26 protein-coding genes are annotated in these 24,107 nt (G+C 63.3%); 11 read left to right on the top strand and 15 right to left on the bottom strand.

Annotated features, from left to right (window positions below; all coding sequences use genetic code 11):
- The coding region (locus tag ACN0TK_RS10025) for a DUF2147 domain-containing protein (protein WP_417309340.1) at positions 1 to 376 on the top strand (376 nt) is incomplete at its 5' end.
- Between the two features lie 3 nt (positions 377 to 379).
- On the opposite strand, the gene ACN0TK_RS10020 is transcribed toward ACN0TK_RS10025, so the two are convergent.
- From ACN0TK_RS10020 to ACN0TK_RS10005, 4 genes are all read right to left on the bottom strand, one after another.
- Positions 380 to 1,084: a glutathione S-transferase family protein gene (locus ACN0TK_RS10020; protein ID WP_417309339.1), complete on the bottom strand. Its 705-nt coding sequence runs from the start codon at positions 1,082 to 1,084 to the stop codon at positions 380 to 382.
- Between the two features lie 138 nt (positions 1,085 to 1,222).
- Positions 1,223 to 1,666, bottom strand: a complete 444-nt coding sequence (locus tag ACN0TK_RS10015; RefSeq protein WP_417309338.1) for a glyoxalase superfamily protein — start codon at positions 1,664 to 1,666, stop codon at positions 1,223 to 1,225.
- A 194-nt stretch (positions 1,667 to 1,860) separates the two neighbouring features.
- Positions 1,861 to 3,954 (bottom strand): molybdopterin-dependent oxidoreductase, encoded by a 2,094-nt coding sequence (locus ACN0TK_RS10010; protein WP_417309337.1) that lies wholly within the window; start codon positions 3,952 to 3,954, stop codon positions 1,861 to 1,863.
- A gap of 53 nt (positions 3,955 to 4,007) precedes the next feature.
- Positions 4,008 to 4,175 (bottom strand): hypothetical protein, encoded by a 168-nt coding sequence (locus ACN0TK_RS10005; protein ID WP_417309336.1) that lies wholly within the window; start codon positions 4,173 to 4,175, stop codon positions 4,008 to 4,010.
- Between the two features lie 255 nt (positions 4,176 to 4,430).
- Here ACN0TK_RS10005 and ACN0TK_RS10000 point away from each other — a divergent pair, with 255 nt between their 5' ends.
- Entirely contained in the window at positions 4,431 to 5,234 is an 804-nt protein-coding gene (locus tag ACN0TK_RS10000; RefSeq protein ID WP_417309348.1) for a potassium channel family protein, read from the top strand.
- Between the two features lie 96 nt (positions 5,235 to 5,330).
- Here the strand turns inward: ACN0TK_RS10000 and ACN0TK_RS09995 are convergent, their stop codons facing one another.
- The 3 genes from ACN0TK_RS09995 to ACN0TK_RS09985 form a co-directional block, all read right to left on the bottom strand.
- Entirely contained in the window at positions 5,331 to 5,555 is a 225-nt protein-coding gene (locus ACN0TK_RS09995) for a tautomerase family protein (protein ID WP_417309335.1), read from the bottom strand.
- Between the two features lie 56 nt (positions 5,556 to 5,611).
- On the bottom strand, positions 5,612 to 6,034 hold the full coding sequence (gene ndk / locus ACN0TK_RS09990; protein WP_417309334.1) for a nucleoside-diphosphate kinase: 423 nt from the start codon (positions 6,032 to 6,034) through the stop codon (positions 5,612 to 5,614).
- Between the two features lie 208 nt (positions 6,035 to 6,242).
- Positions 6,243 to 6,659 carry a hypothetical protein gene (locus ACN0TK_RS09985; RefSeq protein WP_417309333.1) on the bottom strand — a complete coding sequence of 139 codons (417 nt, stop codon included), beginning with the start codon at positions 6,657 to 6,659 and terminating at the stop codon, positions 6,243 to 6,245.
- A 101-nt stretch (positions 6,660 to 6,760) separates the two neighbouring features.
- Here ACN0TK_RS09985 and ACN0TK_RS09980 point away from each other — a divergent pair, with 101 nt between their 5' ends.
- Together ACN0TK_RS09980 and ACN0TK_RS09975 are read left to right on the top strand one after the other, a co-directional pair.
- A complete protein-coding gene (locus ACN0TK_RS09980; protein WP_417309332.1) occupies positions 6,761 to 8,650 on the top strand; it encodes an ATP-binding cassette domain-containing protein in 1,890 nt (629 codons plus the stop codon).
- 5 nt (positions 8,651 to 8,655) lie between these two features.
- Positions 8,656 to 9,075, top strand: a complete 420-nt coding sequence (locus tag ACN0TK_RS09975) for a cupin domain-containing protein (RefSeq protein WP_417309331.1) — start codon at positions 8,656 to 8,658, stop codon at positions 9,073 to 9,075.
- Positions 9,076 to 9,077: 2 nt separating this feature from the next.
- On the opposite strand, the gene ACN0TK_RS09970 is transcribed toward ACN0TK_RS09975, so the two are convergent.
- The 3 genes from ACN0TK_RS09970 to ACN0TK_RS09960 all read right to left on the bottom strand — a co-directional run bounded on the left by ACN0TK_RS09970 (position 9,078) and on the right by ACN0TK_RS09960 (position 11,723).
- Complete coding sequence (locus tag ACN0TK_RS09970) at positions 9,078 to 9,698, bottom strand: YitT family protein (RefSeq protein ID WP_417309330.1); 621 nt, start codon at positions 9,696 to 9,698, stop codon at positions 9,078 to 9,080.
- A 2-nt stretch (positions 9,699 to 9,700) separates the two neighbouring features.
- Positions 9,701 to 10,147: a DNA polymerase III subunit chi gene (locus ACN0TK_RS09965; protein ID WP_417309329.1), complete on the bottom strand. Its 447-nt coding sequence runs from the start codon at positions 10,145 to 10,147 to the stop codon at positions 9,701 to 9,703.
- A 76-nt stretch (positions 10,148 to 10,223) separates the two neighbouring features.
- Entirely contained in the window at positions 10,224 to 11,723 is a 1,500-nt protein-coding gene (locus ACN0TK_RS09960) for a leucyl aminopeptidase (RefSeq protein WP_417309328.1), read from the bottom strand.
- A gap of 230 nt (positions 11,724 to 11,953) precedes the next feature.
- Here ACN0TK_RS09960 and ACN0TK_RS09955 point away from each other — a divergent pair, with 230 nt between their 5' ends.
- The 7 genes from ACN0TK_RS09955 (at position 11,954) to ACN0TK_RS09925 (ending at position 19,617) form a co-directional block, all read left to right on the top strand.
- The gene (locus tag ACN0TK_RS09955; RefSeq protein ID WP_417309327.1) at positions 11,954 to 13,039 is read left to right on the top strand and encodes an LptF/LptG family permease; all 1,086 of its coding nucleotides are present in this window, start codon (positions 11,954 to 11,956) and stop codon (positions 13,037 to 13,039) included.
- Entirely contained in the window at positions 13,036 to 14,088 is a 1,053-nt protein-coding gene (locus ACN0TK_RS09950; protein ID WP_417309326.1) for an LptF/LptG family permease, read from the top strand. Before ACN0TK_RS09955 ends, ACN0TK_RS09950 begins: the two co-directional genes overlap by 4 nt.
- Positions 14,088 to 16,364, top strand: coding sequence for an LPS-assembly protein LptD (locus ACN0TK_RS09945; RefSeq protein WP_417309347.1), 2,277 nt, complete (start codon positions 14,088 to 14,090; stop codon positions 16,362 to 16,364). Before ACN0TK_RS09950 ends, ACN0TK_RS09945 begins: the two co-directional genes overlap by 1 nt.
- Before the next feature lie 88 nt (positions 16,365 to 16,452).
- A complete protein-coding gene (locus ACN0TK_RS09940) occupies positions 16,453 to 17,334 on the top strand; it encodes a peptidylprolyl isomerase (RefSeq protein WP_417309325.1) in 882 nt (293 codons plus the stop codon).
- 107 nt (positions 17,335 to 17,441) lie between these two features.
- Complete coding sequence (gene pdxA, locus ACN0TK_RS09935) at positions 17,442 to 18,455, top strand: 4-hydroxythreonine-4-phosphate dehydrogenase PdxA (RefSeq protein ID WP_417309324.1); 1,014 nt, start codon at positions 17,442 to 17,444, stop codon at positions 18,453 to 18,455.
- A 47-nt stretch (positions 18,456 to 18,502) separates the two neighbouring features.
- A complete protein-coding gene (rsmA, locus tag ACN0TK_RS09930; RefSeq protein ID WP_417309323.1) occupies positions 18,503 to 19,357 on the top strand; it encodes a 16S rRNA (adenine(1518)-N(6)/adenine(1519)-N(6))-dimethyltransferase RsmA in 855 nt (284 codons plus the stop codon).
- Positions 19,357 to 19,617 carry a hypothetical protein gene (locus tag ACN0TK_RS09925; RefSeq protein WP_417309322.1) on the top strand — a complete coding sequence of 87 codons (261 nt, stop codon included), beginning with the start codon at positions 19,357 to 19,359 and terminating at the stop codon, positions 19,615 to 19,617. The genes rsmA and ACN0TK_RS09925 overlap by 1 nt, the downstream gene beginning before the upstream one ends.
- 1 nt (position 19,618) lies before the next feature.
- On the opposite strand, the gene ACN0TK_RS09920 is transcribed toward ACN0TK_RS09925, so the two are convergent.
- The 5 genes from ACN0TK_RS09920 to fabF all read right to left on the bottom strand — a co-directional run bounded on the left by ACN0TK_RS09920 (position 19,619) and on the right by fabF (position 24,098).
- Entirely contained in the window at positions 19,619 to 19,912 is a 294-nt protein-coding gene (locus ACN0TK_RS09920) for a hypothetical protein (protein ID WP_417309321.1), read from the bottom strand.
- Between the two features lie 159 nt (positions 19,913 to 20,071).
- A complete protein-coding gene (gene gmk / locus ACN0TK_RS09915) occupies positions 20,072 to 20,710 on the bottom strand; it encodes a guanylate kinase (protein WP_417309320.1) in 639 nt (212 codons plus the stop codon).
- 6 nt (positions 20,711 to 20,716) lie between these two features.
- Positions 20,717 to 21,607: a YicC/YloC family endoribonuclease gene (locus tag ACN0TK_RS09910; RefSeq protein ID WP_417309319.1), complete on the bottom strand. Its 891-nt coding sequence runs from the start codon at positions 21,605 to 21,607 to the stop codon at positions 20,717 to 20,719.
- The gene (mltG, locus tag ACN0TK_RS09905; protein WP_417309318.1) at positions 21,607 to 22,749 is read right to left on the bottom strand and encodes an endolytic transglycosylase MltG; all 1,143 of its coding nucleotides are present in this window, start codon (positions 22,747 to 22,749) and stop codon (positions 21,607 to 21,609) included. Before mltG ends, ACN0TK_RS09910 begins: the two co-directional genes overlap by 1 nt.
- Before the next feature lie 80 nt (positions 22,750 to 22,829).
- Complete coding sequence (fabF, locus tag ACN0TK_RS09900) at positions 22,830 to 24,098, bottom strand: beta-ketoacyl-ACP synthase II (RefSeq protein WP_417309317.1); 1,269 nt, start codon at positions 24,096 to 24,098, stop codon at positions 22,830 to 22,832.
- Positions 24,099 to 24,107 lie beyond the last annotated feature (9 nt).

The raw sequence follows: 24,107 nt of genomic DNA, 5'->3' as shown, positions 1-24,107 counted from the left end.
GTCGGCTACGGAAATGACCATCGCCCCCTGCCCCGCCGGCTATTGCGGCTATATCAGCAAGATCGTGGTGCCGGAGGAATATGGGGACGCTGTCGGGTCGCTCGCTGTCGAGGATTATGTCGACGTCAATAACTCCGACCCTGCCCTGCGCAACCGGCCGATCCAGGGCCTGCAGATACTGACGCTGGGGCCAACAGGAAGCCCGTCCACATTCGAAGGCACGATCTACAATCCGGAAGATGGCAATACCTATTCGGGTGCCATCGAAATCATCAGCGCCGACCGCGTCCGGCTCAAGGGCTGCATGTTCAAGGTCTTGTGCCAGGAGGAGGACTGGACGCGCATTTCCGCCCCCCTCCTGGTCAGTTCGGACTAGCGCCTAGCGCTGGTTGAACATGGTGGCGTGAGCCTTGTCAGCGTCCACCGGGGTCTTCTCGAACTTGACCGCCAGGGCGCGAACGACCGCGGGACGCTCGCCAAAGCGCTTCAGCCAGGCTTCGAAGGTCGGGAATTCGCCCGCTTCGACGCCATAATTCAGATAGTTCTGTGCCCAGTCGAAGATCGCAAAGTCGGCAATCGAGACGTCGCCGGCGACATAGTCCTTGCCGGCATCCTGCATCTTTTGCAGCTGGGTATCGAGGACGCGGAACAGGCGATGGCCTTCGTTCTTGTAGCGCTCGATGGCGTAGGGGATCTTCTCCTTGGCGTAGCGGGAGAAGTGGTTCGACTGGCCGAGCATCGGGCCGAAGCCGCCGACCTGCCAGAACAGCCATTCGTCGATCTTGACGCGCTCTGCCCAGCTGGTGCCGTAGAATTTGCCGAACTTTTCGGCGAGATACTTGAGGATCGCACCGGATTCGAAGATCGAAATGGGATTGCCGTCCGGCCCTTCGGGATCGACGATTGCGGGAATCTTGTTGTTCGGCGAAACCGCCAGAAACTCCGGCGTGAACTGATCGCCAGCCCCGATATCGATCGGGTGAATCTTGTAGGGCACGTCCAGTTCTTCGAGCGCGATGGTGATCTTACGCCCGTTCGGTGTGGGTGTGTAATAAAGCTCAATGGGCTGATTTTGCGTGGTCATGGCGACTCTGCTGCTGAAATGAAAAATCCAAAGCCTGAACGGCCTGAGAGTTTATATCGGCACTTGGCGATGAATAACAAGGCTAGCAGGGAGTGCGGGGTCTGCAGGCTGCGAACTAGGTTCACCGCCTGCAGAGATTCAGACGCGGCTGATGCGCATATGCGGCTGGCCGTCGCTGGTCTGGGCAGCAGAGATGCCGCGCAGATCGACGGTGGCGCGCAGCCGATGGCGCAGGATGGGCCCGAGCAGTTCCGAGCGGGACACGTCGACCGGGCGGTCGAGCTTCACGGTCACCTCGAAATGGCTCATGTCGGCCAGCATGTGGACGCCCAGCACCAGGCCGGCAAACGGCCGGCCGAGATAGGTGCCCTTCACCCGCTGAGCCACCTGCAACGGACTTGCTGCCCGATCGGGCAACGCGGCCGAGGCTGTGTTCCAGTCGCGGTAGCCGTGGTTCCTCGCCACCTCTTCGAGCGCGGCCCCATGGGTGATCGGGGACGCGGTTGCGGCGCGGGCCGCGCGCAGCGCACGGGCTTCGGATTTGAGCGTTGTGGTGCTCGGCGTATCGAGTGAAAAAGACATATCGGTCCTCTTTCCTAAGAGGCGGACATCTCATGGGGCTCGCCTTGCCATGAACCCGCCTTTTGGAAAAGGAGCGAGTCTTGCGTCACGGATCAATCCGTGGCTGGGCTTCACCATCGGGGTCTCCCCGGCGAGCGGCGGGTACCAGCTACCGAGGCGATATGTGAGGCCGGCGGACCGTTCTGTCAATGGCGTCAGGCGCAGCGCAGCCAAACGGTGGTGTCATGGAAGGGGGCACCACCAAAGGGACGCACCTGATCGGCACCGACCAAGGTGTTAATGCCGCGGGCACCCGCATGATCGGCATTCGGATGCAGACCTTCGGCAATCAGCACGCCGCGCTGCATGCCGTCGAAAAGCTCCGCAAGCAGTTGCACGCTGCCACGGTGATTGCCGATTTCGACCTGCGTGCCGGCCGAGATGCCAAGCTCGGCCGCGTCCTCGGGGTGGATCAGCAGGTTCGGCGCCGGCTGCCGCTTGCGGCTGCCCGGGGTCTCGGCAAAGCTTGAGTTGAGGAAACTGCGCGACGGGCTGGTGGCAAGCCGGAAGGGGGTTTTGGCGCTGACGCGCTCGGTCACGTCCCAGTGGTCGGCGAACCGGGGCATCTCCGAGGGGTCGCAAACCCACTGATAGTTGCTGTTGGCGGCGGCGACGCCAGACCAGTTCGGCGCGAAACGGAAGCGGCCATCCGGCCAGCCGAAGCCATTCACGAAGCGGGCGCTTTCGTCCGGCGGCGCGCGATCGACAAAGCCACCGTTGTCTTCGATTTCGGCGATCTCCCCATAGCCGGAGCGCCGCAGCGTTTCGGCGACCATGCCGGCATCGTCGAGCGCCAGCGAAGCGTGGTCGACGCCGAGTCGGCGGAGCAATTCGCTGACCACGTCGAAGTTGGATCGGCATTCGCCCGGTGCATCCAGCAGTTTTGGCCCAAGCAAGGTGCGGGTGTGACCGCCGCGGCGGTAATAGTCGGAATGCTCGAGGAACATGGTCGCGGGCAAAACGATATCGGCGAGCTTGGCCGTATCGGTCATGAACTGCTCGTGCACCACGGTAAACAGGTCTTCGCGGGCAAAGCCCTCCCGCGTCAGCCCCTGCTCCGGCGCCACATTGACCGGATTGGTGTTCTGGATGAACAGCGCTTTTACCGGACCGCCGTGGCGCAGCGCCTCGGCGTCGCCGGTGAGCACGCGACCGACCTGCGACATGTCGAGGCTGCGGCCGGCCTGCCCGAGGTCGGCGCCGGTGATCAGCGATTTGTCGAAGGCCCAGATGGCCGAATTGGAATGGAACGCCCCGCCGGCGTGGTGCTGCCAGGCGCCCGTCATTGCCGGGATGCACAGCGCCGCATGCATCGCCGTGGCGCCATTGCGCTGGCGGGTAAAGCCATAGCCGAGGCGGAAATAGCTGCGCGGCGTGGTGCCCACCAGCTGGGCAAAAGCCTCGATCTGCGCCACGGTGAGACCGGTGATCGCGGCAGCCCATTCGGGGGTGCGCGTTGCCAGGTGCGCCTCGAACTCGGGCGAGAAGTCGGTGTAGCGCGCCATATAGGCGCGATCAGCCAGCCCGTCGCGCAGCAGCACATGCATGACCGCCACCGCCAGGGCCCCGTCGGTCCCGGGCCGCACCAGCAGAGCCATGTCGGCCTGCTTCATCGTTGCGTTGTCGTAGATATCGATGACCACGAGCTTCGCGCCGCGTTCCTTGCGGGCCCGCACCGCGTGGGTCATCACATTGACCTGGGTGGCGACCGCATTGGTGCCCCAGATCACGACGCAGTCAGCCTCCGCCATCTCGGCCGGATTCGGACCGGTCATCTTGCCGGTGCCAGCCAGAAAACCCGGCCAGGCGGTGCCAGTACAGATGGTGTCGTATTGAGCAGAATAGCCACGCGAAACGCGCAGGCGCTCGATGCCGTCTCGGTGCACATGGCCCATCGTGCCAGCGTAGAAATAGGGCCAGATGGCTTCCGGACCGTGTTCGGCCTCGATTTCGAGAAAGCGGCGGACGATCTCGTCCATCGCTTCGTCCCAGCTGATCCGCTCAAAGGTGCCATCTCCCTTTTTGCCTGTGCGGCGAAGGGGATGGAGCACGCGGTTCGGGTGGTGAATCCGCTCGGCATAGCGGGCCACCTTTTCGCAGATCACGCCGGCCGTATAAGGATCATCCTTGGCGCCCCGCACCCTGCCAATGGTGTGGTTGTCGATGATCTCGACATCCAGCGCGCAGGTGGACGGGCAATCGTGCGGACAGGCCGTACGGGCAATGCGGGGGGTGGTGATCGCGTTCATGGCCGCAAACTAGCACGCGCGATGACGGCGCAACAGCGGGCTGCGGCCGTGACTTACTCGGCCCGAATACGCGCCAGTTCGTCCTGATAGATGCGCAGGCTCAGATAGATGGCGAAGGAGAAACAGACGATGCCGACCGCCTGCGAAAGCGGCAATCCATCAAGACCGGGAACATGTTTGGCGACAGTCAGAATGAAGACCAGAGCCAGCGTGGCGATCACTTCCGAAATCCGAAACGGCATAGTCAAAGCTACCTTCAATTGAGCGCTGAAGCTGGCGCGACAACAAATCAGACATGCCCCCGAAGCGGCCTCAATCAGTACGTTAGGCAAATCCGAAAAAGGTTCCATCAACTTTTTGGCCGCTAGAACCCTTCTCTTGCTGGGGTGTGCATTCGCGCAACACCTGCTTCGCGCATGCCGCTCTGGCCGACAGTTTGTGGCGTGTGCGTTGACACCCAAGCGCTGCTGGTCAAGGTGGCGGCAGCGGAGGCTGATTTGAACAGTTCGAACCTCACCGGGCTCGCCAAGGTCCGGTCCACACTGCGACTTCTCTACCACGGGCACTCCAGCCGGTCCCTCCGATTCCAGATCGCGGTTCTGGTAGTGGATCTGGCGATCATCGCATTCTTCATCGCGACGCCCGTGTTGCGAGGCGGTCCGAGTTTTGTGTGGCTGGATCTGGCCGTGGCGCTCTTGCTGGCTGCCGACATGATCGCAAGAGCGCTGGCGGCGACCGACTCCTTGCGTTGGCTCAGACAGCCGACAACGCTTGTGGACGTAGTCATCCTCGTCACCCTGGCACTGCCGGACTTTCTGGCCAATTTCGGTTTTCTGCGGATCCTGCGCCTTTGGACGCTGTCACGCACCGGCGCGCTGTGGCGGCCGCTCAAGGGCTCGCGGCGGCGCTTTCAGGAAACGGGACAGGCGGTGGTCAATCTCGTCACCTTCCTGTTCCTGGTCAGCGGTTTCATCTTCACCTTCTTCAGGCGCGAAGATTCCGGCATCGCGGGCTATGTCGATGCGCTTTATTTCACCGTTGCCTCGGTGACCACCACCGGCTTCGGCGACATCACCCTGCCCGGCACGGCTGGCAAGCTGACCTCGATCATCGTGATGATCGTCGGCATCTCGCTTTTTGTGCGGTTGGCGCAATCGCTGTTCCGTCCGGACAAGGTGTTCTTCCCCTGCCCGCATTGCGGTTTGCAGCGACACGACCCCGACGCAGTGCACTGCAAGGCCTGCGGCAATCTGCTGAACATTCCCGACGACGGGCGCTGAGCCTTATCAAATGAGAAAGGGTGGCAGGCAGATCGGCGCGCCACCCTCATGGTGTTCGTCTGGTGGCGCCGTTTTTGCGGCGCTGCACCGATACGCCTAGCCAGCTTTCTTGGCGCGCTCGGCGGCTTCGGCTTCGCGGATCAGGGCAACTGACGTGCCCTTGTGACCCCAGTTTTCGCTTTCGACTTCCTCGATCACGACGAAGGTGTACTCCGGGTTCTTATTGAGCACCTTGACCAGAAGGTCGGTGATCCCCTTGTACAACTCGAGTTTTTGCTCAGTCGTCGCACCGTCGGTAATTTCCAGTCGGCAATACGGCATAGTCCTCCCTTTCCTCCTCCAATAAAAAAGGCCGGCGTCTCCGCCGGCCTTTAGTCTTACCCGACGATCTCGTCGTCAGTGAAGAAGAACTTTATTTCTTCCGCAGCCGTTTCCGGAGCGTCGGAGCCGTGCACCGAGTTTTCGCCCATGGAAAGTGCGAACTCCTTGCGGATCGTGCCGGGTTCAGCGTTCTCAGGATTGGTTGCGCCCATGACTTCGCGGTTCTTGAGAATGGCGTTTTCGCCTTCCAGCACCTGAACCACTACAGGCGAGGCAATCATCTGATCGACAAGCTCGCCGAAGAAGGGGCGTTCCTTGTGAACCGCGTAGAAGGCTTCAGCCTGCTGCCGGGTCATGTGGATTTTCTTCATGGCGACGGGGCGGAGACCGGCATCCTCGAATTTGGTGAGGATCTTGCCGATGAGGTTACGCCGGACGGCGTCGGGCTTGATAATGGAAAAGGTACGCTCGATGGCCATGATTTCCTGGTCCTTAATTGGAGGCGTGAAAGGGGTGCGGCCTTGTAGCCAAGCCCTGTGACGGGCGCAAGACGGGCCAAACGCCGCAAGAGCGATCCCCAACCCCTATGCAGACACCTTCCACCATGCGGTTGGCTACGCCCTGCTAGGCACAGACAAGCTCGGGTTCAGGTTTGCGATAGTGGCAAGGCCCGTACTTCGAAGCTTCTCAGCCGCCTGTGGGGGTGACGGCGGGCGGCATGCAGTCAACGCTTTCGGGCGCGATGTCGACGGTACCGGACGCGCGCAATGTCTCGGCATCCATCTCGTCGAACAGTTGCACATCCAGCGCCGTCACGCCCGACGGCACCGCGATCGCCTGAGCGAAGTCGATCGGGACGATCTGCTGGGTGCAGATATCGTTCGAGGTGACGACGGGAATCTGGAACACGGCCGTCTCGCTGGCATTGGCCGGCACGAGCGCGGTGCCGATTTCGTCGCACGCTCCAGCGTCGAAGGTGAACTCCAGCGTCACCATCGCGTCGTTAAGGCGACAGGCGGACATGTCGCGCAGCGCAGCTTCCTGCGCGACGGCAACGCCGAAAGTCAGAGGCAGGGCGATGAGGGCAGCGCGAAGGTGGCGCATTGGACTTCTCCGTTACGATTGCGTATTGGCTCGGCGACGAACCAAAATTTCTGTCTCTCTTATAACGCGTTCCGTCCAGCTACGGATGCATCGGCGCTGCCATGTTGACCATTTCCGACCTCACCTACCGCATTCAGGGCCGCCCCCTGTTCGAGAACGCCTCGATCGTGTTGCCCGACGGTTCGAAGACCGGCTTTGTCGGCAAGAACGGCACCGGCAAGACGACGCTGTTCCAGATGATCCAAGGTCAGCTGGCCTATGAGGGCGGCACGATCGAGGTCAATCGCAAGGCGCGCATAGGCGGCGTAGCCCAGGAGGCGGTGGCGAGCGAGACCAGCGTGCTGGATGTCGTCTTGGCAGCCGACAAGGAGCGTGCCGACCTGCTGGCCGAGGCGGAGACGGTGACCGACCCGCTGCGGATTGGCGAAGTGCATACGCGGCTGGCCGAGATCGACGCGCACACGGCAGAAGCGCGGGCTTCGGCGATCCTGAAGGGCCTGGGGTTCGAAAAGGACCGGCAGCTGTCGCCAACCTCAGAACTGTCGGGCGGCTGGCGCATGCGTGTGTCACTTGCGGGCGTCCTGTTTTCGCAGCCTGATCTGCTGCTGCTCGACGAGCCGACGAACTATCTCGATCTGGAAGGCACGCTGTGGCTCGAGAAGTATCTCGCGAGCTATCCCTATACCGTGCTGATGATCAGCCATGATCGCGATCTGCTGAACAAGGCCGTAAGCTCGATCATCCATCTCGAGCATCGCAAGCTCACCTTCTACAAGGGCAATTACGACACGTTCGAAGCGACGCGCCGGATGCAGATGGAGCTCAACAACAAGAGCCGCGAGAAGACGCTGGACCAGGTCGCGCATCTGCAGAAGTTCGTCGACCGGTTCAAGGCCAAGGCCAGCAAGGCCAAGCAGGCGCAGGCGCGCGTCAAGATGATTGAAAAGCTGAAGCCACCGGCGGCGATGTTCGACGAGACCGCCCTGCCCTTCAGCTTCCCAAACCCGAAGAAGACTCCGGCTTCGCCAATGATCACGTTCGAGAACGTGTCGGTCGGCTATGACGAGAAGGTCATCCTGCGCAACATCACGCATCGGATCGACCCGGACGACCGCATTGCGCTGGTCGGCGTGAACGGCAACGGCAAGTCGACCTTCGCCAAGCTGCTGGCGGGCGACCTGAAGGTGATGGGCGGGCAGATGCAGAAAGGCAAGGGGCTGGAAATCGCCTATTTTGCTCAGCACCAGCTCGACAAGCTCAAGCCTGAGCAGAGCCCGTTCGAGCATGTCGTCGATCTCATGCCCTATGACAGCGAAGCCAAGCGGCGCAGCCGGGTGGCGCAGATGGGCCTGACGACGACGCGCATGGACACCAAGGTGAAGAACCTGTCGGGTGGAGAGCGCGCGCGGCTGATGCTGGGCCTGATCACCTTCAGTGGTCCTGGAATGCTGATCCTCGACGAGCCGACCAACCATCTCGACATCGACAGCCGCGACGCACTGGTCGCGGCCCTGAACGAGTATGGTGGCGCCGTGCTGATCATCAGCCATGACCGGCATCTGATCGATGCCACCGTAGACAAGCTGTGGATCGCTCAGAACGGCACGATCGAGGAATTCGACGAGGACCTCGATACCTATCAGCGCATGCTGACGGGCAAGGATGCTGCCAAGGGCAGCAAGAAATCCGCCGCGCCGGTGGTCGAGGACCGCAAGGCAGCGCGGCAGGATGCGGCAGCGAAGCGGGCCGAAGTGGCGCCGCTGCGCAAATCGATCAAGGCAGCGGAAACAAAGCTTGGGCGGTTGAAGACCGAGCTGGAGCGCGTCGAGGGCGTGCTCGCGGACCCCAAAACCTATGACGGGGCGCCGGAGCGGGTGATCAAGCTGGGCAAGGACAAGGCCCGGTTCGAGAGCGAAATCGCCGAGGTCGAGGAGAGCTGGCTGGCCCTCAGCGAGGAACTCGAGACGGCCGAAAAGGCACTGGAGACGTGACCGGCATGTCGGCCGAAGAGGTGATCGCGCTTCTGGGCCTGCAGCCGCACCCGGAAGGCGGCTACTATCGCCAGACTTTCGAGGATGCGGCCGGCCCGGACGGACGCGCCCATTCGACGCTGATCTACTATATGCTGTGTGACGGCGCGGCCGGTGCCTGGCATCGCGTCGACGCTGCCGAAGTCTGGCACTATTACGCCGGGGCGCCGATGGTGCTGCGGCTGTCGGAGGATGGCCGGCAGGTCGCTGAGCACCGACTCGGCAATGATCTGGGTGCCGGTGAGCGGCCACAGTTCGTCATACCCGCACATGCCTGGCAGCAGGCGCAATGTACCGGCGACTGGACGCTGGTCGGCTGCACCGTGGCGCCGGGCTTTCAGTTTGCACATTTCGAGCAGGCCGAACCCGGATGGGCGCCGGGCTGACCTCAGCTGAAGCCGACGTAGCGTCCCGGCTTGTGGTTCATGCCGATGATGGCATTGATCACCAGCGCACCGAGCAGTGAATAGACGACGCGCTCGGGCGAGACGACGAGGAAAGCGCTTAGCAGAATGACCGCATCGACGCCCAGCTGAAACCAGCCGGCCCGCAACCCGAACCGTTCCTGCAGGAACAGCGCGAGGATATTGACACCGCCAACGCTGGCCTTGTGGCGAAACAGGGTGAGCATGCCCAGCCCGATCATGGCGCCGCCGGTTAGCGCTGCAAACAGCGGCGCGATGGGGCCGATGGTGATCCAGTTCGGGAAGAGCGCCGAGAACAGCGACACCAGCGCAACCGCGACCACCGTCTTGATGGTGAAGGGCCAGCCCATGCGGAGCGCTGCCAGCAGATAGAACGGGAGGTTGATGGTGAAAAACAGTGTCCCGAACCCGAAATCGGTGGCGTAGGACAGCAGCAGCGCGATGCCGGCGATGGAGCCGGTGATCACCTTGGCGGCGGAAAACAGCATGACGCCGAAGGACAGCATGGCCGTGCCGAGGAGGATGGCGAAGACGTCTTCGAGCGGCGTGTGACGGCTGGCGTTTGTATAGTCGGGGACCGTCAACGTTAGCCCCGCTTTTGCCAGCGACCGGACTCGTCCTGCTGCCAGTAGGTGAGCGTATTACCCTCGCGCAAAGCCTTCCAGGCGGTCCTTGCCTCGGTGACCGCATCAGGATCGTGACCCGAGAACATGAAGACGATGCGCTCGTAGCCGTCGCCCGACTGCGGCACGGCCCGATCGACGAAGAAGCGCACCTCTGCCTGGTTGGGATTGTGCGGACGATCGGTGACGAGGATGGGCTGCAAAGCGTCGGCATCGCCACCCGAGCGCGCGTGGGGCAGAAAGCTGTCGTCGCGATAGGTCCACAGCAGTTGGTCGATGACTTCCGCGCGCTCGGGGCTGCCGGTTTCGACCACTGCCTTCCAGCCACGCTCGAGGCTTTTTTCCAGCAGCACCGGCAGGACATGCTCGAGCGGCTGGGTTTCGAGGTGATAGAACAGGATCTCGGTCATCGCAGCGTCGGGCCTGCTGGAGAGGTGAAGGGCGCAAATAGCCTAGTGCCGCGCCCTCGTCTGCTGCAATCGCCGATCACGCCTCGTAATGATCGCGCACGAGCCGGTCGAGCAGCGCTACCCCGAAGCCGGAGGCCCAGCTTCCGCTGGTTTCCGAATGCGGCGAGTTGAGCCCGACGCCGGCAATATCGAGATGGGCCCACGGCACATCGCCGACGAAGCGCGCGAGGAACTGCGCTGCGGTGATCGAGCCCGCCTGCCGGCCGCCAGAGTTCTTGATGTCAGCGAAGCGACTCTCGATGAGCTTGGCATAGGCGGGGCCCATGGGCATGCGCCACAGCTTTTCGCCGGTGGCCAGGCCGGCCGCCGTGAGATTGGCAGCAAGCCCGTCGTTGTTGGAATAGAGGCCAGCGTGGTCATTGCCGAGCGCGACGATGATGGCGCCGGTGAGGGTCGCCAGATTGATCAGGGCACTTGGCTTGAAGCGCTCCTGAGCGAACCACAGGGCGTCGGCCAGAACCAGCCTGCCCTCTGCATCGGTGTTCACGACCTCGATGGTGGTACCGTTCATGGCGGTGAGGATATCGCCCGGGCGCATCGCAGTGCTCGACGGCATGTTTTCGACGAGTCCGATGATGCCCACGGCATTGACCGGCGCCTTGCGGGCCGCCAGCGCGTGCATGAGGCCGGTGACGGCGGCAGCCCCCCCCATGTCGCCCTTCATGTCTTCCATGCCGGCGCCCGGCTTGAGCGAGATGCCACCCGAATCGAAGACGACGCCCTTGCCGACGAAGGCGATGGGAGCAGCATCGGCCTTGCCGCCGTTCCAGCGCATGACAACGAGGCGTGGCGGGCGCGCCGACCCCTGCGCCACGGCAAGCAGCGACCCCATGCCCAGGGCGCGCATAGCGGGCTCGTCGAGCTGTTCAATCTCGACGCCCAGCTCGGACAGAGCCGCGGCGCGATCGGCAAACTCGAGCGTCCCCAAAACATTGGGCGGCTCGTGCACCAGTTCACGGGCGAGGATGGTGCCGTCGGCAACTGCCATGCGGTCGGCAATGGCTTCATCGGTCGCGGCGGGCTCGGCGACGTGCAGTGTGACCGTGAGACTGTCGGGCTTGTCGGCCTCGTCCTTTTTCGGTGTTTTGTAGCGATCGAAGCGATAGTGGCGCAGTTTCAGCCCGGCAGCGAGTTCGGCGATGCGCTCGGGGGTGGCGGTGTCGCCATCGAGCAGCACGGCGGCGTTCTCCGCCTTGATGCCCGCGAGCTTGTTGGCCAGCGAGCCGCCGCGATCGGCCCAGGCCGTGGCCAAGCCGCCGTCGGCGGGCAGCTTGCCGGCGCCGAGGATCAGGAGTCGATCTGCCTCGATGCCCTCAGGCGCCACGATATCGAGCGCCTGTCCCTGCTTGCCGCTGAACCCGGTCGCGGCCATGTGGCGCGCCCAGTCGAGGCCGGTGCCGTTCCAGATCGCCTCGGCACCGCCGGCCGGCGCCTGCCCTTCTCCGACATAGATGACCAGCGTGCCTGTGGATGCGGGCGGGAGCGGAGCGGTCTTGATGGTGAGCGTCTGTGGCATGGCGGGTGACCTTGAACGAGCAGTTCGGGACGAAGGTAGCGACCACAGGGCCGCAAAGGCGGGACAGCCAATGAGAGATAGCCGCTTTGCCGGTCGCGTCAATCCCGCAACACCTCAGCCAACAAGTGGACAGAGGTTGAAGTCACGCTTGCAAAGGGCTGGGCAGCCACGCATTCTTCCGGCTCATTACAGATCCGGGCGCGGGTGCGTCCGAGCGTTTCCGGACCGGAATGGCACGTCTTCACAGCTATCTTCTGCGACTGTTCGCTTCGGATACGGCAGCCATATTCGGCGTGGCGATCAGCTTGCTCTTTTTGGGTCAGTGCCTGCGAGTGATCGACGCCACGTCGGTGCGCGGACAGGGTCTGTGGCAACTGCTTTGGCAGGTGCTGCTGGCCATGCCGCCAGTGGCAAATGTGTTGCTTGGCGTTTGCATCGCCATCGGGGTCGGCAGAACCCTCACGGCTCTGCATGCCAGCCGCGAACTCCACATCATTCACGGCAGCCGCATGCTGCATCAGCTGACAAGCTGCGTTCTGGTCTATTTACTTGGCGGCATGCTGCTGGTGGGTGCGCTGGCACATCTCGTCGAACCCTATACGACCCAGCAAGTCGGGGTCATCAAGGCCGAGGCTGCAGCGGAGCTGGTTGGTCGCAGGTTGGTGCCGAACCGTTTTGCCTCTCTGGCCAGCGATGTGACCGTGTCCGTCGGCGGGCGGCGACGGGATGGCGAGATCACATCGTTCTTCGCCGACGACCGCCGCGATCCGGAAACGCGGCGCACATATATCGCCAATACCGCAGTGCTGAGCCGCGACGCGCTGGGCTATGTCCTGCGGCTGCGTGACGGAACGATCCAGTATCGTAACGCGGACGGCAGCTTTTCCGAATTGGCATTCCGCCAATACGATATCGCTCTGGAACGCCTGACCGGCGCGGTGGATGAAGGCAATGTGCGCAAGGACGCAACGACCCCGGCCCTGATCGGGCGGGTGCTGAGCGGGGACAACCTGAGTTCTACAGAAATGCGCCGGCTTGGGGATCGCACTTCCGAGCCGCTTTACGTTCTAGCGCTGGGACTATTCGTTGCGGCAGTTACCCTGTTTCCGTCCGGGCGGCGTCGTAGAGGTCTGGTGCCCATCGAGATCGCCGTGCTTGGCGCGGCGATCGGGGCGCGGAGTGCCGCCGCGCTTGGTGGGTCGGCATGGTATGCGCCGACAATCCCTCCCCTCATCCTCTTTACGGTGAGCGCGATTGTTCTGACCGTGAGACTTGGCGCGTTCATCCCGCGGCATCGCGCGAGGCAGGCGGCATGACCCGGATAGACTGGCTGATCGTCCGCCGGTTGAGTGGCAGCGTGGTCGTCGCGGTCGTGGTGCTATTCGGGCTGGTCGCGCTGGTCGAGGCGCTGAACACCGGGCGCTATGACGCTCTGAATGCGGTGGGCGGGCCACCAATGGCCTTGCTCGGCATTGTCGCGGCTTCCGCCCGCTGGGTGCTCGACACGCTGCCGCTTACCGTACTGGTCGGTGTCATCATCGGGCTGCTGAACCTGCAGACGAGCAGCGAAATGACGGTCATCAAGGCGTCGGGCCGGTCCGTCTGGCGGCTGATGCGGCTGCCCGTTCTGGTCGTCCTGCTGGCCGGCATCGTCGTTGCCGCCGTCGTCGATACGGCGACGGTGGAGCTGAACCGCTCACTGTTCCCCTCCTCCGAGGGCCGGTCGACGCGGGCACTGTGGCTGGAGGAGCGGCGAGCCGGGCTCGACTACATCCTGCAAGCAGAGTCCGCGCTGCCCGGAGGTGCGACGCTCAATGGTGTGACGATCTTTGTGCTCGACGACCCGCGCGACCGGATCGAGGCGGAGACTGCACGGCTGGAAACCGGCTTCTGGGTGATGGATAGCGCGACGCGCTATCGCTCCAACGCTGCGCCCGCTGCACTTACTGCGTTTCGCGTCCCGACCAGCACTACATTCGGCGACATGCGCACCGAGCTGGCCTCAGTCAAAGACATGACGGTGTTCGAGCTGGCGCGGACGGTGGCACTCAAGCTCAACAATCCGACGCTGCGCAACGCCAGCCTGACCCGCTTCGTGCAGTTGCTCGGCCTGCCGCTGACACTGGTGGGGTCAGTCGTGATTGCCTTCGCGTTCACCGCCGGTTATCGAAGAACGCATAAGTATGGCGGTGCGGTACTGAGTGGTATCGTCTTAGGCTTCGTGGTGTATGTCGTTTCGGAGATGGCGGCACGAGCTGGTACCGCTGGCGCGCTGCCGCCATTCGTGGCCGTGGTTGCACCAGCATTTGTGGCCATTGTCAGCGGTGCGACTGTGCTGCTGTTCAGGGAGGACGGGCGTAGGTGATGGGGCGTAGCGGCACAGGCAGGACAGGACAGGGCCGTTTTGGCCTCGCTGCCGGGCTGGCGCTGGCGCTGCTGTCGGCAATGCCTGCGCAGGCGCAGTTCGTCCCCGTGGGGTTTTTCTCCAATGTGCCCGAAGTTGGCGCGCCGGCTGCCATCGAGGCCGACTACATCAGCTATGACTCCCGCTCTGATGTGATCAGCGCCGAAGGCACGGTGCGGATGCGCTATGAAGGATATCTCGTTGCCTGCGATTCGCTGCGCTATGCGCAGGGCACCGGCGAGTTGACGTGCGTGGGCAACGGCGCCATCACCGATCCTGACGGCAATCACTATGTCGCAGACCGGTTTGAGATGAGTGGCGGGCTGAAGAGCGGCTTCGTCCAGTCGCTGCGGCTAACCACCAGTGACGGCGCGCTGATCACCGCCCGCGACGCCAGCTTCGTCCGCGAATTGCAGACAATTCTGAACGATGCAACCTATGCACCGTGCGGTCTGTGCACCGACGGAAAGGGCAACAGGATCGGCTGGGGGGTGCGGGCTGCGAAGATCATCCGCGATGACACGACCGACATGGTGACACTGGAACAGCCGGTGCTTGAGATCCTCGGCATTCCGGTAGCGTGGCTCCCCTGGATCTCGCTGCCTGATCCGAGCAAGCCGCGCAACAATGGGTTCCTGCTGCCAAGTGTCGACTATTCCGAGGAACTCGGCGCGCGGATCACGGCCCCCTACTTCATCTCCATTGGCGACAATACCGACATTTTGCTGTCGCCGTCGCTGATGAGCCGCCAGGGCTTCCTGATGGGGGCGACGTGGGAGCAGCGCTTCGATTACGGCAAGTTCGACCTTGAGGCTGCCGGCATCTACCAGCTCGATCCGTCGGCATTTGCCGGCACCGTCGGGGACCGCGACTGGCGCTGGACCTTTCGCGGCTCAGGCGAGGTCAAGGTTGCGGACAGCTGGAGCCTGGGTGGCCGCTACACAAGCTTCAGCGATGCCGCGTTCCTGGATGACTATGGCATCGACAGCGCCGGACGGACGGTAAACGAAGTCTACGCAACCCACGTCAGTGACGACTTTTTCGCCGATTTCCGGCTGCAGCAGTTCCTGCTTCTGGGCAATGTGACGGATGCCGACCAGAACAAGCAGGCGCTGGCTGTGCCGAACCTGCGCACCGAGACCTATGGCAATCTGGATGAATATGGCCAGGTGCGGCTGTCGACGCGGCTGCTGGGCGTGATCCGCGGAGACGATTCGACCGGCACCTACAACGGCGTGGACTACGTGTTCGGCTTAGAAGGGACCAAGGTCCATGGCGTCGTCGAAGGTTCTTGGGAAAAACAGGCCATACTGCCCGGCGGGCTCGTGGCGACGCCGTTTCTCGGGGTGCGCGGCGACGTCGCCTATTACGATGGCGCCAGCGCGGACGCCGCTGCGCCGGCCGAACAGGTACTATACTCGGCCACGCCGATTGCCGCGATCGACATGCGATTCCCGATGATCACAACGAGTGGCTTCGACACCCATCTTCTCGAGCCAGTGGCGCAACTCGTCTATCGCGGCAGCGACACGACACTTGTCGGCATCACCAATGACGACGCGCACAGCTTCGTGCTCGATGACACGAACATGTTCGCCTACAACCGCTTCACCGGCATCGACCGTCAGGAGACCGGGCTGAGGGCCAATGTCGGCGCGCGCTATCTTGCCAATTTTGCCGGCGGACAATGGCTGGAAGTCAGTGGCGGACAGTCGTTCCACCTGGCAGGTGTCAACGGCATGGGCATTGCTGACGAGGTGAACACCGGCGTCAGCACGGGGCTGGGTGACGACGCCTCCTATATCGTTCTAGCGGCCCGCGGCGCGCCTGTTTCCGGGCTAACGCTGGGGACCAAGGTGCAGATCATGCCCGATGGCCCGAGCATCGCCCGGGCCGGGCTGGGCGCGGAATATCGCCTCGGCGACTACTGGATCGGCGGCGACTATGTCTATCTGGCCGCCGACAGTGCCATTGGGGTGATCGAAGACCAGCACGAGATCGCCGTGCGGGCCGGTACGCCCCTACCCTTCGACTACTGGACGGCCAATGGCGGTCTGGCCTGGGACATTTCGACCAATCAGTTTCTTGAGGCGACCGGCGAGGTGGCCTATGACGACGACTACTTCCTTGCGGGTGCCTTTGCCAAACTGACCGGCCTGACCCATACCAGCCCCGACGCCCTGTCGTTCGGCGTTATGTTCAGGCTCAAGGGACCAGGTATGGATTTCGGTTTGTAACACCGATTTTGGCCGCATTCGTGCAACAGACAGTGCTTGAGTTGGCCATGCGCCGACAGGGCAAATCAGACTTACCGGTGGTGTGACGATGAAATTCCGGCTCTTTGCAGCAATTCTGATGGGCGTGGCCCTGCTGGCCGCGCCGGCGCTCGGCGCCACACGGGTCACGGTGAATGGCGTGCCGATTTCCGATACGGACATCGCAGCGCGCGTCAAGCTTCTGCAGCTCGAGGGCGGTGGCAACACCAAGAAGGCCACCGAGTCGCTGATCGAAGAGCAGTTGCAGTTGCAGGAAGCCGCCCGGCTTGGCGTCTCCATCACCGAAGCGCAGATCAATGACGCGATGGCGCAGGTCGCCCGCAACGTTAAGTTGACGCCGTCCAAGCTGACCCAGTTGCTGCGCAGCCGCGGCATTCCGGATTCGACCATGCGCGCGCGCCTGGAAGCCGCTCTGGCGTGGCAGAAAGTGGCTGCCATTGCAGTGCAGCCGCGGGTTCAGGTGTCCGATCTAGAGCTCGAGAAGGCAGCGGAAGCCAAACTCGATAGCGGTTCGAGTTTCGATTACATCCTCAAGGAAGTGCTGTTCGTCACTGGCCCGGCAGGTTCGGCCTCGTCGCGCACGGCGCAGGCCAACCGGTATCGCCAGAGCTTCAAGGGCTGTGACAGCGCGGTTCAGCTGTCGCTGTCCTACACCGATGCGGCAGTGCGCGACCTTGGCCGCCGGCATGCGACCCAGTTGCCCGATGCACTGGCGAATGAGCTGGCCCGTTTGAACGTCGGCGGCATCACCAAGCCCCGCGTTGCAGAAAACGGCGTTTCGATGCTTGCCATCTGCGAGAAGAACGAAGCGCGCGACACCACCTTCCTGAAGAACAAGCTGCGCAATGAACGCGGCGGCGAAGCGATGAAGAAAGAAGCCGAGAAATATCTCGCCGAGCTGCGCCAGAAGGCCCGCATCAACTACAACTGACTGCGCCCGCCGGGTCGCAACTGGCGGTCCGGCAGCATATTCCCCAGGTTCGCCGGCGATCCCTCGCCGGCGTTTGACCACCGGGAAGTTCGCCCGCGGGGGCATTTATGACAGACTTCAATGATGCGCCGCTCGCGCTCAGCATGGGCGAACCTGCCGGGATCGGCCCTGACCTGATCCTGCAACTGTTCGCCCGGCGCCACGCAGAACAGCTTCCCCCTTTCCTGGTCTATGGCAATGCCGATTTTCTGCGCAGCCGCGCGCAGCGTCTCGGGCTGAGCCTGCAGATCACCCAACAGACGCCGCAAACGGCTGGGCTGGCGTTTGAAAGCTCCCTGCCCGTGGCCGATATCGACGGCATGGTGGTCGACCGGCCGGGTCAACCCAATACCGCGTCCGGCAAGGTGGTGATCGAGGCGATTGCCCGTGGCGTTCGCGACACACTGGCGGGAGAGACGCGGGCGATCGTGACGGCCCCGATCCACAAGGCGGCGCTCTATTCCGCCGGCTTTGCGCATCCGGGCCACACCGAGTTCCTTGCGGCGCTGTGTGCAGGCAACGGGCCGGCCATTACTCCGGTCATGATGCTGACCAACGAAACGCTGCGCGTCGTGCCTGCGACCATCCACATCCCGATCAGCGCCGTGCCCAATACACTGAGCATTGATCTGCTGCTCAGCGTCGGGCGGACGGTGGTGAGCAGCCTGAGGCACCGCTTCGGCATCGACAGCCCGCGTATCGCCTTTTGCGGGTTGAACCCACATGCCAGCGAAGCTGGGGCCATCGGCATGGAAGATCTCGAGATCGTCGGCCCGGCGGTTGCGCAGTTGCAGGAAGAGGGTCTGGATGTCAGCGGCCCGGTGCCTGCAGACACATTGTTTCACCTGCCGCACTGGCGCCGCTACGACGCGGTGGTGGCGATGTATCACGACCAGGCCCTGATCCCCATCAAGACCGTGGCGTTCGACGAGGCGGTGAACGTGACGCTCGGTCTACCGATCGTGCGCACATCCCCCGACCACGGTACGGCCTTCGACCTCGCCGCCACGGGCAAGGCCTCGCCAACCTCGATGCTGGCGGCGATCCGCCTGGCTGACCGCATGACGCGGCCACCGGCATGAGACACGTGGCATTTGCGCCAGTCGATAAATCCGCTATGCGCTAGCAGATGGCAATCGATACCCTCCCTCCCCTGCGCGATGTGATCGCGGCCCATGGTCTGCGCGCCCGAAAGGAACTGGGGCAGAACTTTCTGCTCGACCTGAACCTGACATCGCGTGTTGCCCGCACCGCTGGATCGCTCGACGATGTCACGGTGATCGAAGTCGGCCCAGGCCCCGGCGGACTGACGCGGGCACTGCTGGCCGAGGGCGCCAGGAAGGTGATCGCCATCGAGCGCGATGCGCGGACGCTTCCGGCACTGGCGGAGATTTCCGCGGCCTATCCGGGCCGGCTGGAGGTGATCGAGGGCGATGCACTGGAGATCGAGTTTGCAGCGCTGGCCGAGGGCCGGGTGCGGATTGTAGCCAACCTGCCCTATAATGTGGGCACGGAGCTGCTGACACGCTGGCTGTCGCTGGAGCCGTGGCCGAGTTTTTTCGAGAGCCTGACCCTGATGTTCCAGCGCGAGGTGGCGCAGCGGATCGTGGCGCGGCCCGGCGACGACGCCTATGGCCGCCTCGGCGTTCTCTGCGGCTGGCGCACGGAAGCGCGGATTGCCTTCAATGTGGGCCGAGAGGCGTTCACGCCGCCGCCCAAGGTAACATCGAGCGTGGTGCATCTGGTGCCGCGTGCCGATGCCAACGGCGTCGCCGCACGCGACGTGGAGGCGGTGACTCGGGCCGCTTTTGGGCAGCGCCGAAAAATGGTGCGGCAAAGCCTCAAGTCGCTGGGTCTCGACCTGCCGGCACTGCTGGCCGCGGCAGGGCTGGAAGGCAATGAGCGCGCCGAGGAATTGGGGGTGGACCGGTTCCTTCAACTGGCAGCAGAGCGTCAGCGGCAGCGCAATGGAGCCCGGGACTGATGGCGGGACTGTTCGCCATCTTCTTCTCGTTTCTGGCGTTCGTGGTTGCCGTTGCCGTGCCGCTTTTCGTCCAGCGCTGGCGCACGCTGGCTATTGTGGTGGCCGGCGCCGTGATCTTCTTCGGCTGGCTGACCTGGGACCTAGCACGACCCGACAATGGCAACTGGATCGGCCCGTTCATCGGCGGGCTGATGCTGTTCGGCTTTGCCGGCGGTTTGATCGCCAAATTTGTGATGCTGGTGGGCCAGCGCGTCCGCTAGTTCAGCCGAGAGCGGCCTGGGGCTGTGGCGTGGCTGTGGGCGCGGGGCGGCGGTCGGCATTGCTCATGGTGCGGCGCAGAATGGTAGCCGTGCGGGCCAGCAGAGCATGATTGATGTCGGCCTCGGTCATTTCGGGCGTGGTGAAGGCCCAGACCCGCAGGGTCAGGTGATGATCGAAGTCGCGATGATCGTCAGTTTCGCGGAGCGTCACCTTGACCTTGGCCTCGGTGCGATCGGCAAACTTTGGGTGCTGCTGCACCTCTTCGATGCTGCATGCCTTGATTTCGAAGGCCATCTGGACCTCCCGTTTCACCTAAATTGCGGTTTCCGGCGGGCCGAGAAACCATGGCCCACCAATCACACGCAATCCGGTTTATCCACAGCCAAGGGTATTTACCCTTAACTGAAGCAGGATTCCAACTCATTTGAAATAAAGGGCATTCGCGCCCGAGTGCTATTTCGCGTCGATCTGGCTCTGCAGGTCGTTGACGAAGCCATCGAGTTCGATGAAGCGCTTACGCTCCAGACGGGCCGCCGCGAGGATCGAACGCACGCGTTGCGTCGAGACTTCGAGGTCCTCATTGACGATGACGTAGTCGTATTCGTCGTAGTGCTCCATCTCGCGGCGGGCGTTGGCGAGGCGCTTGGCGATGGTGCCCTGACTGTCCTGGGCGCGGCGCTCGAGGCGCTTGCGCAGTTCCTCGATGGAGGGCGGCAGGATGAAGATGGTCACCATGTCGTCGCGGCACTTTTCGTAAAGCTGCAGCGTGCCCTGGTAGTCGATGTCGAACAGGATATCGCGGCCCTTGGCGAGGCGCTCTTCGACGCGGGCGCGCGGCGTGCCGTAAAAATTGCCGTGCACTTCCGCGCTTTCCAGCAGTTCGCCATCGACCTCCATGCGCTTGAAGGTCGGCACATCGATGAAGTGGTAGTGCGTGCCATCCACTTCGTCGGTGCGGCGCGGGCGCGTGGTGGCCGAGACCGACAGAGCGATGTTGGGATCATCGGCAAACAGGGCGCGTGAAATCGAGGATTTGCCGGCTCCCGAGGGGGAGGCCAGCACCAGCATTACACCGCGACGCGGAAAGTCCATTGTGAGCTACTCGACGTTTTGTACCTGTTCGCGCAACTGATCGATTACCGCCTTGAGGTCCAGGCCGATGGCGGTGAGCGCCACGTCGTTGGACTTCGAGCACAGGGTATTCGCCTCGCGGTTAAATTCCTGTGACAGGAAATCGAGCTTGCGCCCGACGGGGCCGCCGTTGGCGAGCAATTGCCTGGCCGCCGCCACATGGGCGACGAGACGGTCCAGTTCTTCGCGTATGTCGGCCTTGGTGGCCAGAAGCGCGGCTTCCTGGGCCAGTCGCTCCTCCGGCAATGTCGGGCTCGCCTCGGCCAGATCAGACAGCTGCTGGCGCAAACGCGCCAGAATGGCTTCGCGGCTGCGGCCCGGATGGGTTTCGGCTGCGGCCGTCAGGCGGGCGATCTCGTCGATACGGTCGGCGAGGATCGCATGAATGCGGGCGCCCTCCTCGCGCCGGGCGGCCGCAAGGGCCTGAACAGCCTCGTCCACGGCAGCGAGAATGGCGGATTTGAGCGCCTGTTCCTCGTCCGGGGACATGGGGGTGTCGTGGAGTTCGAGCACGCCACGCAGGCCCATGATGCCGTCCAGCGAGGGCTTGGTGGCATCGACGCGCGGCGCCAGCCATTCGAGCCCGGCTATCACTGCCTCGAGCGCCTGATGGTTGACAACGACGCGGCCCTCGGCGCCTTCGCGATCAACCGACAGGCTGATGGTGAGTGAGCCGCGGGTGATGGCCTTGCCGATCGCCTTGCGGATATCGGATTCGAGGGCGTCAAAGCCATTGGCGAGGCGCAGCCGGAGGTCGAGCCCGCGGCCATTCACCGAGCGAATTTCGACGGCGAAGCTGACGCCCGGCAGGCTGCCGGCCGCGCGGCCGTAGCCTGTCATGCTTGAGAGTGCCGCCATCAGTTCTGCGCCGGCGGCGCGACCTCTTGGCCAGCTTCCTCGGCCTGCTCGGCTTCCAGGGCCTCGCGCGCCGCCTCGGCTTCGGCCTCGGCCGCGGCCTTGCGATATTCGGCGACATTGCGCCGGTGCTGCGCATAGGTCTCGGCGAAGACGTGGCCGTCGGCCGGGTTCGCACTCTTGGCGACGAAATAAAGCGCCTTGGTGGTCGCCGGATGCGCCACGGCCTCGAGGGCTTCGACACCCGGATTGGCGATGGGCCCCGGCGGCAGGCCGTCGATCTGATAGGTGTTGTAGGGCGTCGACGCGCGCAGCTCGGCCGAAGTCGGGCTGCGGCTGATAACGCCTTCGCCCATGGTCACGCCATAGAGCACCGTCGGGTCGGTCTGCAGCCGCATCGGGGTGCGCAAGCGGTTAATGAACACCGCGGCGACTTCCGGACGTTCGGCGGCGAGGCCGGTCTCTTTTTCGACGATCGAGGCCAGAATGACCATCTCCTCGGGCGAGGAGATGACATCGTCGATCGACTTGTCACGCCCCTCCCAGATCTCGGCAACGGCGGCGTCCATGCGCGCCTCCATGTCGTCGAGCAGCGACTGGCGGGTGTCGCCCGGCGCATAGTCGTAACGCACGGCAAGCAGCGAACCTTCGTCCGGCACCTCAACGGGGTCGCCGGAGAGGTTCGGATTTTCGGCATTGAGCTTCTGCACCACGCTCCAGGAAGTTTCCCCCGGAATGACGTTGATGAAGAAGTCGATCGGCTTGCCTTCGGTGATGTGCTTGAGGATGTCGGCCATCGAATAGCCAGACTCGAGCATGTAGACGCCGGCCTTCAGCTGGCTGTCCTTCTTGAGGGCGCGGGTGCCGGCCCAGAAGATCCATTCGCTGGAGAGCATACGGTCCTGCGGGATCAGCCCCTGCTCTTCGAGCCGGCGGGCCGTGGTCATCACGCTGGATCCCTTTTCCACGGTGAAAGCCGTGTCGGTCTTGACCACATCGGGAGCGTAGAACTGGTTTGCGCCGTAAAGGAAGATGCCGACCAGCGCCAAGAGACCGATGACGACGAGGGTCAGCAGCGCATTGACTATGTCGATAAAACCGCCACGGCGGCGACGACGTCGCTTATTCTTGCGCTCGCTGGCCATGTCGAAACGTCCTCCCGGTCGGCACGGACAGTTTTAGTTGTCGATCCGGCCTGTCGCGCTGCCCCGCGACCGGCCTGTTGTCAGTGAACCTTGCGGAAAATCAGCGACGCATTGGTGCCGCCGAAGCCGAAGGAATTGGAGAGCGCCACGTTGATCTCGCGTTGACGCGCAACATGCGGCACGAGGTCGACCACCGTTTCGACAGAAGGATTGTCGAGATTGATGGTCGGCGGCGCGATGCCATCGCGCATGGCGAGGAGGCTGAAAATTGCCTCCACCGAGCCGGCAGCGCCGAGCAAATGCCCGATTGCCGACTTGGTCGAACTCATCGACACGGTGCTTGCGGCATCACCCAGCAGCCGGGTGACGGAGCCGAGCTCGATCTCATCACCAAGCGGTGTCGAGGTGCCGTGCGCATTGATGTAGTCGATCTCGGACGGACTGATGCCGGCGCGCTTGAGGGCGGCCTGCATGCAGCGGTAGCCACCATCGCCATCCTCGGACGGCGCGGTGATGTGATAGGCGTCACCCGACAGGCCGTAGCCGATGATTTCGCCGTAGATCTTGGCGCCACGGGCCTTGGCCCGCTCGTAATCCTCGAGCACGACAATGCCGGCGCCCTCGCCCATGACGAAGCCGTCGCGATCCTTGTCGTAGGGACGCGAGGCCTTTTCGGGCTCATCGTTGAAGCCGGTAGAAAGTGCCCTGCAGGCCGCAAAGCCGGCAAGAGATAGCCGGTTGACCGGCGATTCCGCACCGCCAGCCACCATGACATCGGCATCGCCGAGAGCGATGAGTCGGGACGCGTCGCCGATGGCGTGTGCACCTGTGGAGCAGGCCGTCACCACCGAATGGTTCGGGCCCTTCAGCCCGAAGCGGATGGAGACATTGCCCGAGGCCATGTTGATGATGCGCCCGGGAATGAAGAATGGGCTGATGCGGCGCGGGCCACGTTCATGCAGCGTAACGGAGGCATCGTAAATGCCCCCGATGCCGCCGATACCCGAGCCGATCAAAGTGCCAATGCGGCATTTTTCTTCTTCGGTCTTCGGTTCCACGCCGGCGTCTTCGATGGCCTGCGTGGCTGCCGCCATGGCGAAGACGATGAAGGGATCAACCTTGCGTTGCTCCTTCACGTCCATCCACTCGTCGGCGTTGAACTTTCCATCCGCATAGTCGCCCAGCGGAATGCGATTGGCGATCTGGCAAGCGAGGTCGTCGACCTTGAAGTCGTCGACCCGCTTTGCACCAGTCTTGCCAGCCAGAATGTTCGCCCAGGTGGCCTCGATTCCGCAGCCCAAAGGACTGACGATACCCATCCCGGTTACGACGACGCGGCGAAGTTCCATCGAAGATAT

Origin of the sequence: Devosia sp. (assembly GCF_048261455.1) — a bacterium.
Classification (GTDB): Bacteria; Pseudomonadota; Alphaproteobacteria; order Rhizobiales; family Devosiaceae; genus Devosia_A.
Note: the sequence above shows the minus strand (reverse complement) of the source record. Positions and strands in the feature narration are given on the sequence as shown.

Excerpts from the sequence above, each read along its gene's own strand:
- ACN0TK_RS10020 (WP_417309339.1), bottom strand. The coding sequence starts at position 1,084 with ATGACCACGCAAAATCAGCCCATTGAGCTTTATTACACACCCACACCG.
- ACN0TK_RS10015 (WP_417309338.1), bottom strand. The coding sequence starts at position 1,666 with ATGTCTTTTTCACTCGATACGCCGAGCACCACAACGCTCAAATCCGAA.
- ACN0TK_RS10010 (WP_417309337.1), bottom strand. The coding sequence starts at position 3,954 with ATGAACGCGATCACCACCCCCCGCATTGCCCGTACGGCCTGTCCGCAC.
- ACN0TK_RS09995 (WP_417309335.1), bottom strand. The coding sequence starts at position 5,555 with ATGCCGTATTGCCGACTGGAAATTACCGACGGTGCGACGACTGAGCAA.
- ndk (WP_417309334.1), bottom strand. The coding sequence starts at position 6,034 with ATGGCCATCGAGCGTACCTTTTCCATTATCAAGCCCGACGCCGTCCGG.
- ACN0TK_RS09985 (WP_417309333.1), bottom strand. The coding sequence starts at position 6,659 with ATGCGCCACCTTCGCGCTGCCCTCATCGCCCTGCCTCTGACTTTCGGC.
- ACN0TK_RS09980 (WP_417309332.1), top strand. The coding sequence starts at position 6,761 with ATGTTGACCATTTCCGACCTCACCTACCGCATTCAGGGCCGCCCCCTG.
- ACN0TK_RS09975 (WP_417309331.1), top strand. The coding sequence starts at position 8,656 with ATGTCGGCCGAAGAGGTGATCGCGCTTCTGGGCCTGCAGCCGCACCCG.
- ACN0TK_RS09965 (WP_417309329.1), bottom strand. The coding sequence starts at position 10,147 with ATGACCGAGATCCTGTTCTATCACCTCGAAACCCAGCCGCTCGAGCAT.
- ACN0TK_RS09960 (WP_417309328.1), bottom strand. The coding sequence starts at position 11,723 with ATGCCACAGACGCTCACCATCAAGACCGCTCCGCTCCCGCCCGCATCC.
- ACN0TK_RS09955 (WP_417309327.1), top strand. The coding sequence starts at position 11,954 with ATGGCACGTCTTCACAGCTATCTTCTGCGACTGTTCGCTTCGGATACG.
- ACN0TK_RS09950 (WP_417309326.1), top strand. The coding sequence starts at position 13,036 with ATGACCCGGATAGACTGGCTGATCGTCCGCCGGTTGAGTGGCAGCGTG.
- ACN0TK_RS09945 (WP_417309347.1), top strand. The coding sequence starts at position 14,088 with ATGGGGCGTAGCGGCACAGGCAGGACAGGACAGGGCCGTTTTGGCCTC.
- ACN0TK_RS09940 (WP_417309325.1), top strand. The coding sequence starts at position 16,453 with ATGAAATTCCGGCTCTTTGCAGCAATTCTGATGGGCGTGGCCCTGCTG.
- pdxA (WP_417309324.1), top strand. The coding sequence starts at position 17,442 with ATGACAGACTTCAATGATGCGCCGCTCGCGCTCAGCATGGGCGAACCT.
- rsmA (WP_417309323.1), top strand. The coding sequence starts at position 18,503 with ATGGCAATCGATACCCTCCCTCCCCTGCGCGATGTGATCGCGGCCCAT.
- ACN0TK_RS09925 (WP_417309322.1), top strand. The coding sequence starts at position 19,357 with ATGGCGGGACTGTTCGCCATCTTCTTCTCGTTTCTGGCGTTCGTGGTT.
- ACN0TK_RS09920 (WP_417309321.1), bottom strand. The coding sequence starts at position 19,912 with ATGGCCTTCGAAATCAAGGCATGCAGCATCGAAGAGGTGCAGCAGCAC.
- gmk (WP_417309320.1), bottom strand. The coding sequence starts at position 20,710 with ATGGACTTTCCGCGTCGCGGTGTAATGCTGGTGCTGGCCTCCCCCTCG.
- ACN0TK_RS09910 (WP_417309319.1), bottom strand. The coding sequence starts at position 21,607 with ATGGCGGCACTCTCAAGCATGACAGGCTACGGCCGCGCGGCCGGCAGC.
- mltG (WP_417309318.1), bottom strand. The coding sequence starts at position 22,749 with ATGGCCAGCGAGCGCAAGAATAAGCGACGTCGTCGCCGCCGTGGCGGT.
- fabF (WP_417309317.1), bottom strand. The coding sequence starts at position 24,098 with ATGGAACTTCGCCGCGTCGTCGTAACCGGGATGGGTATCGTCAGTCCT.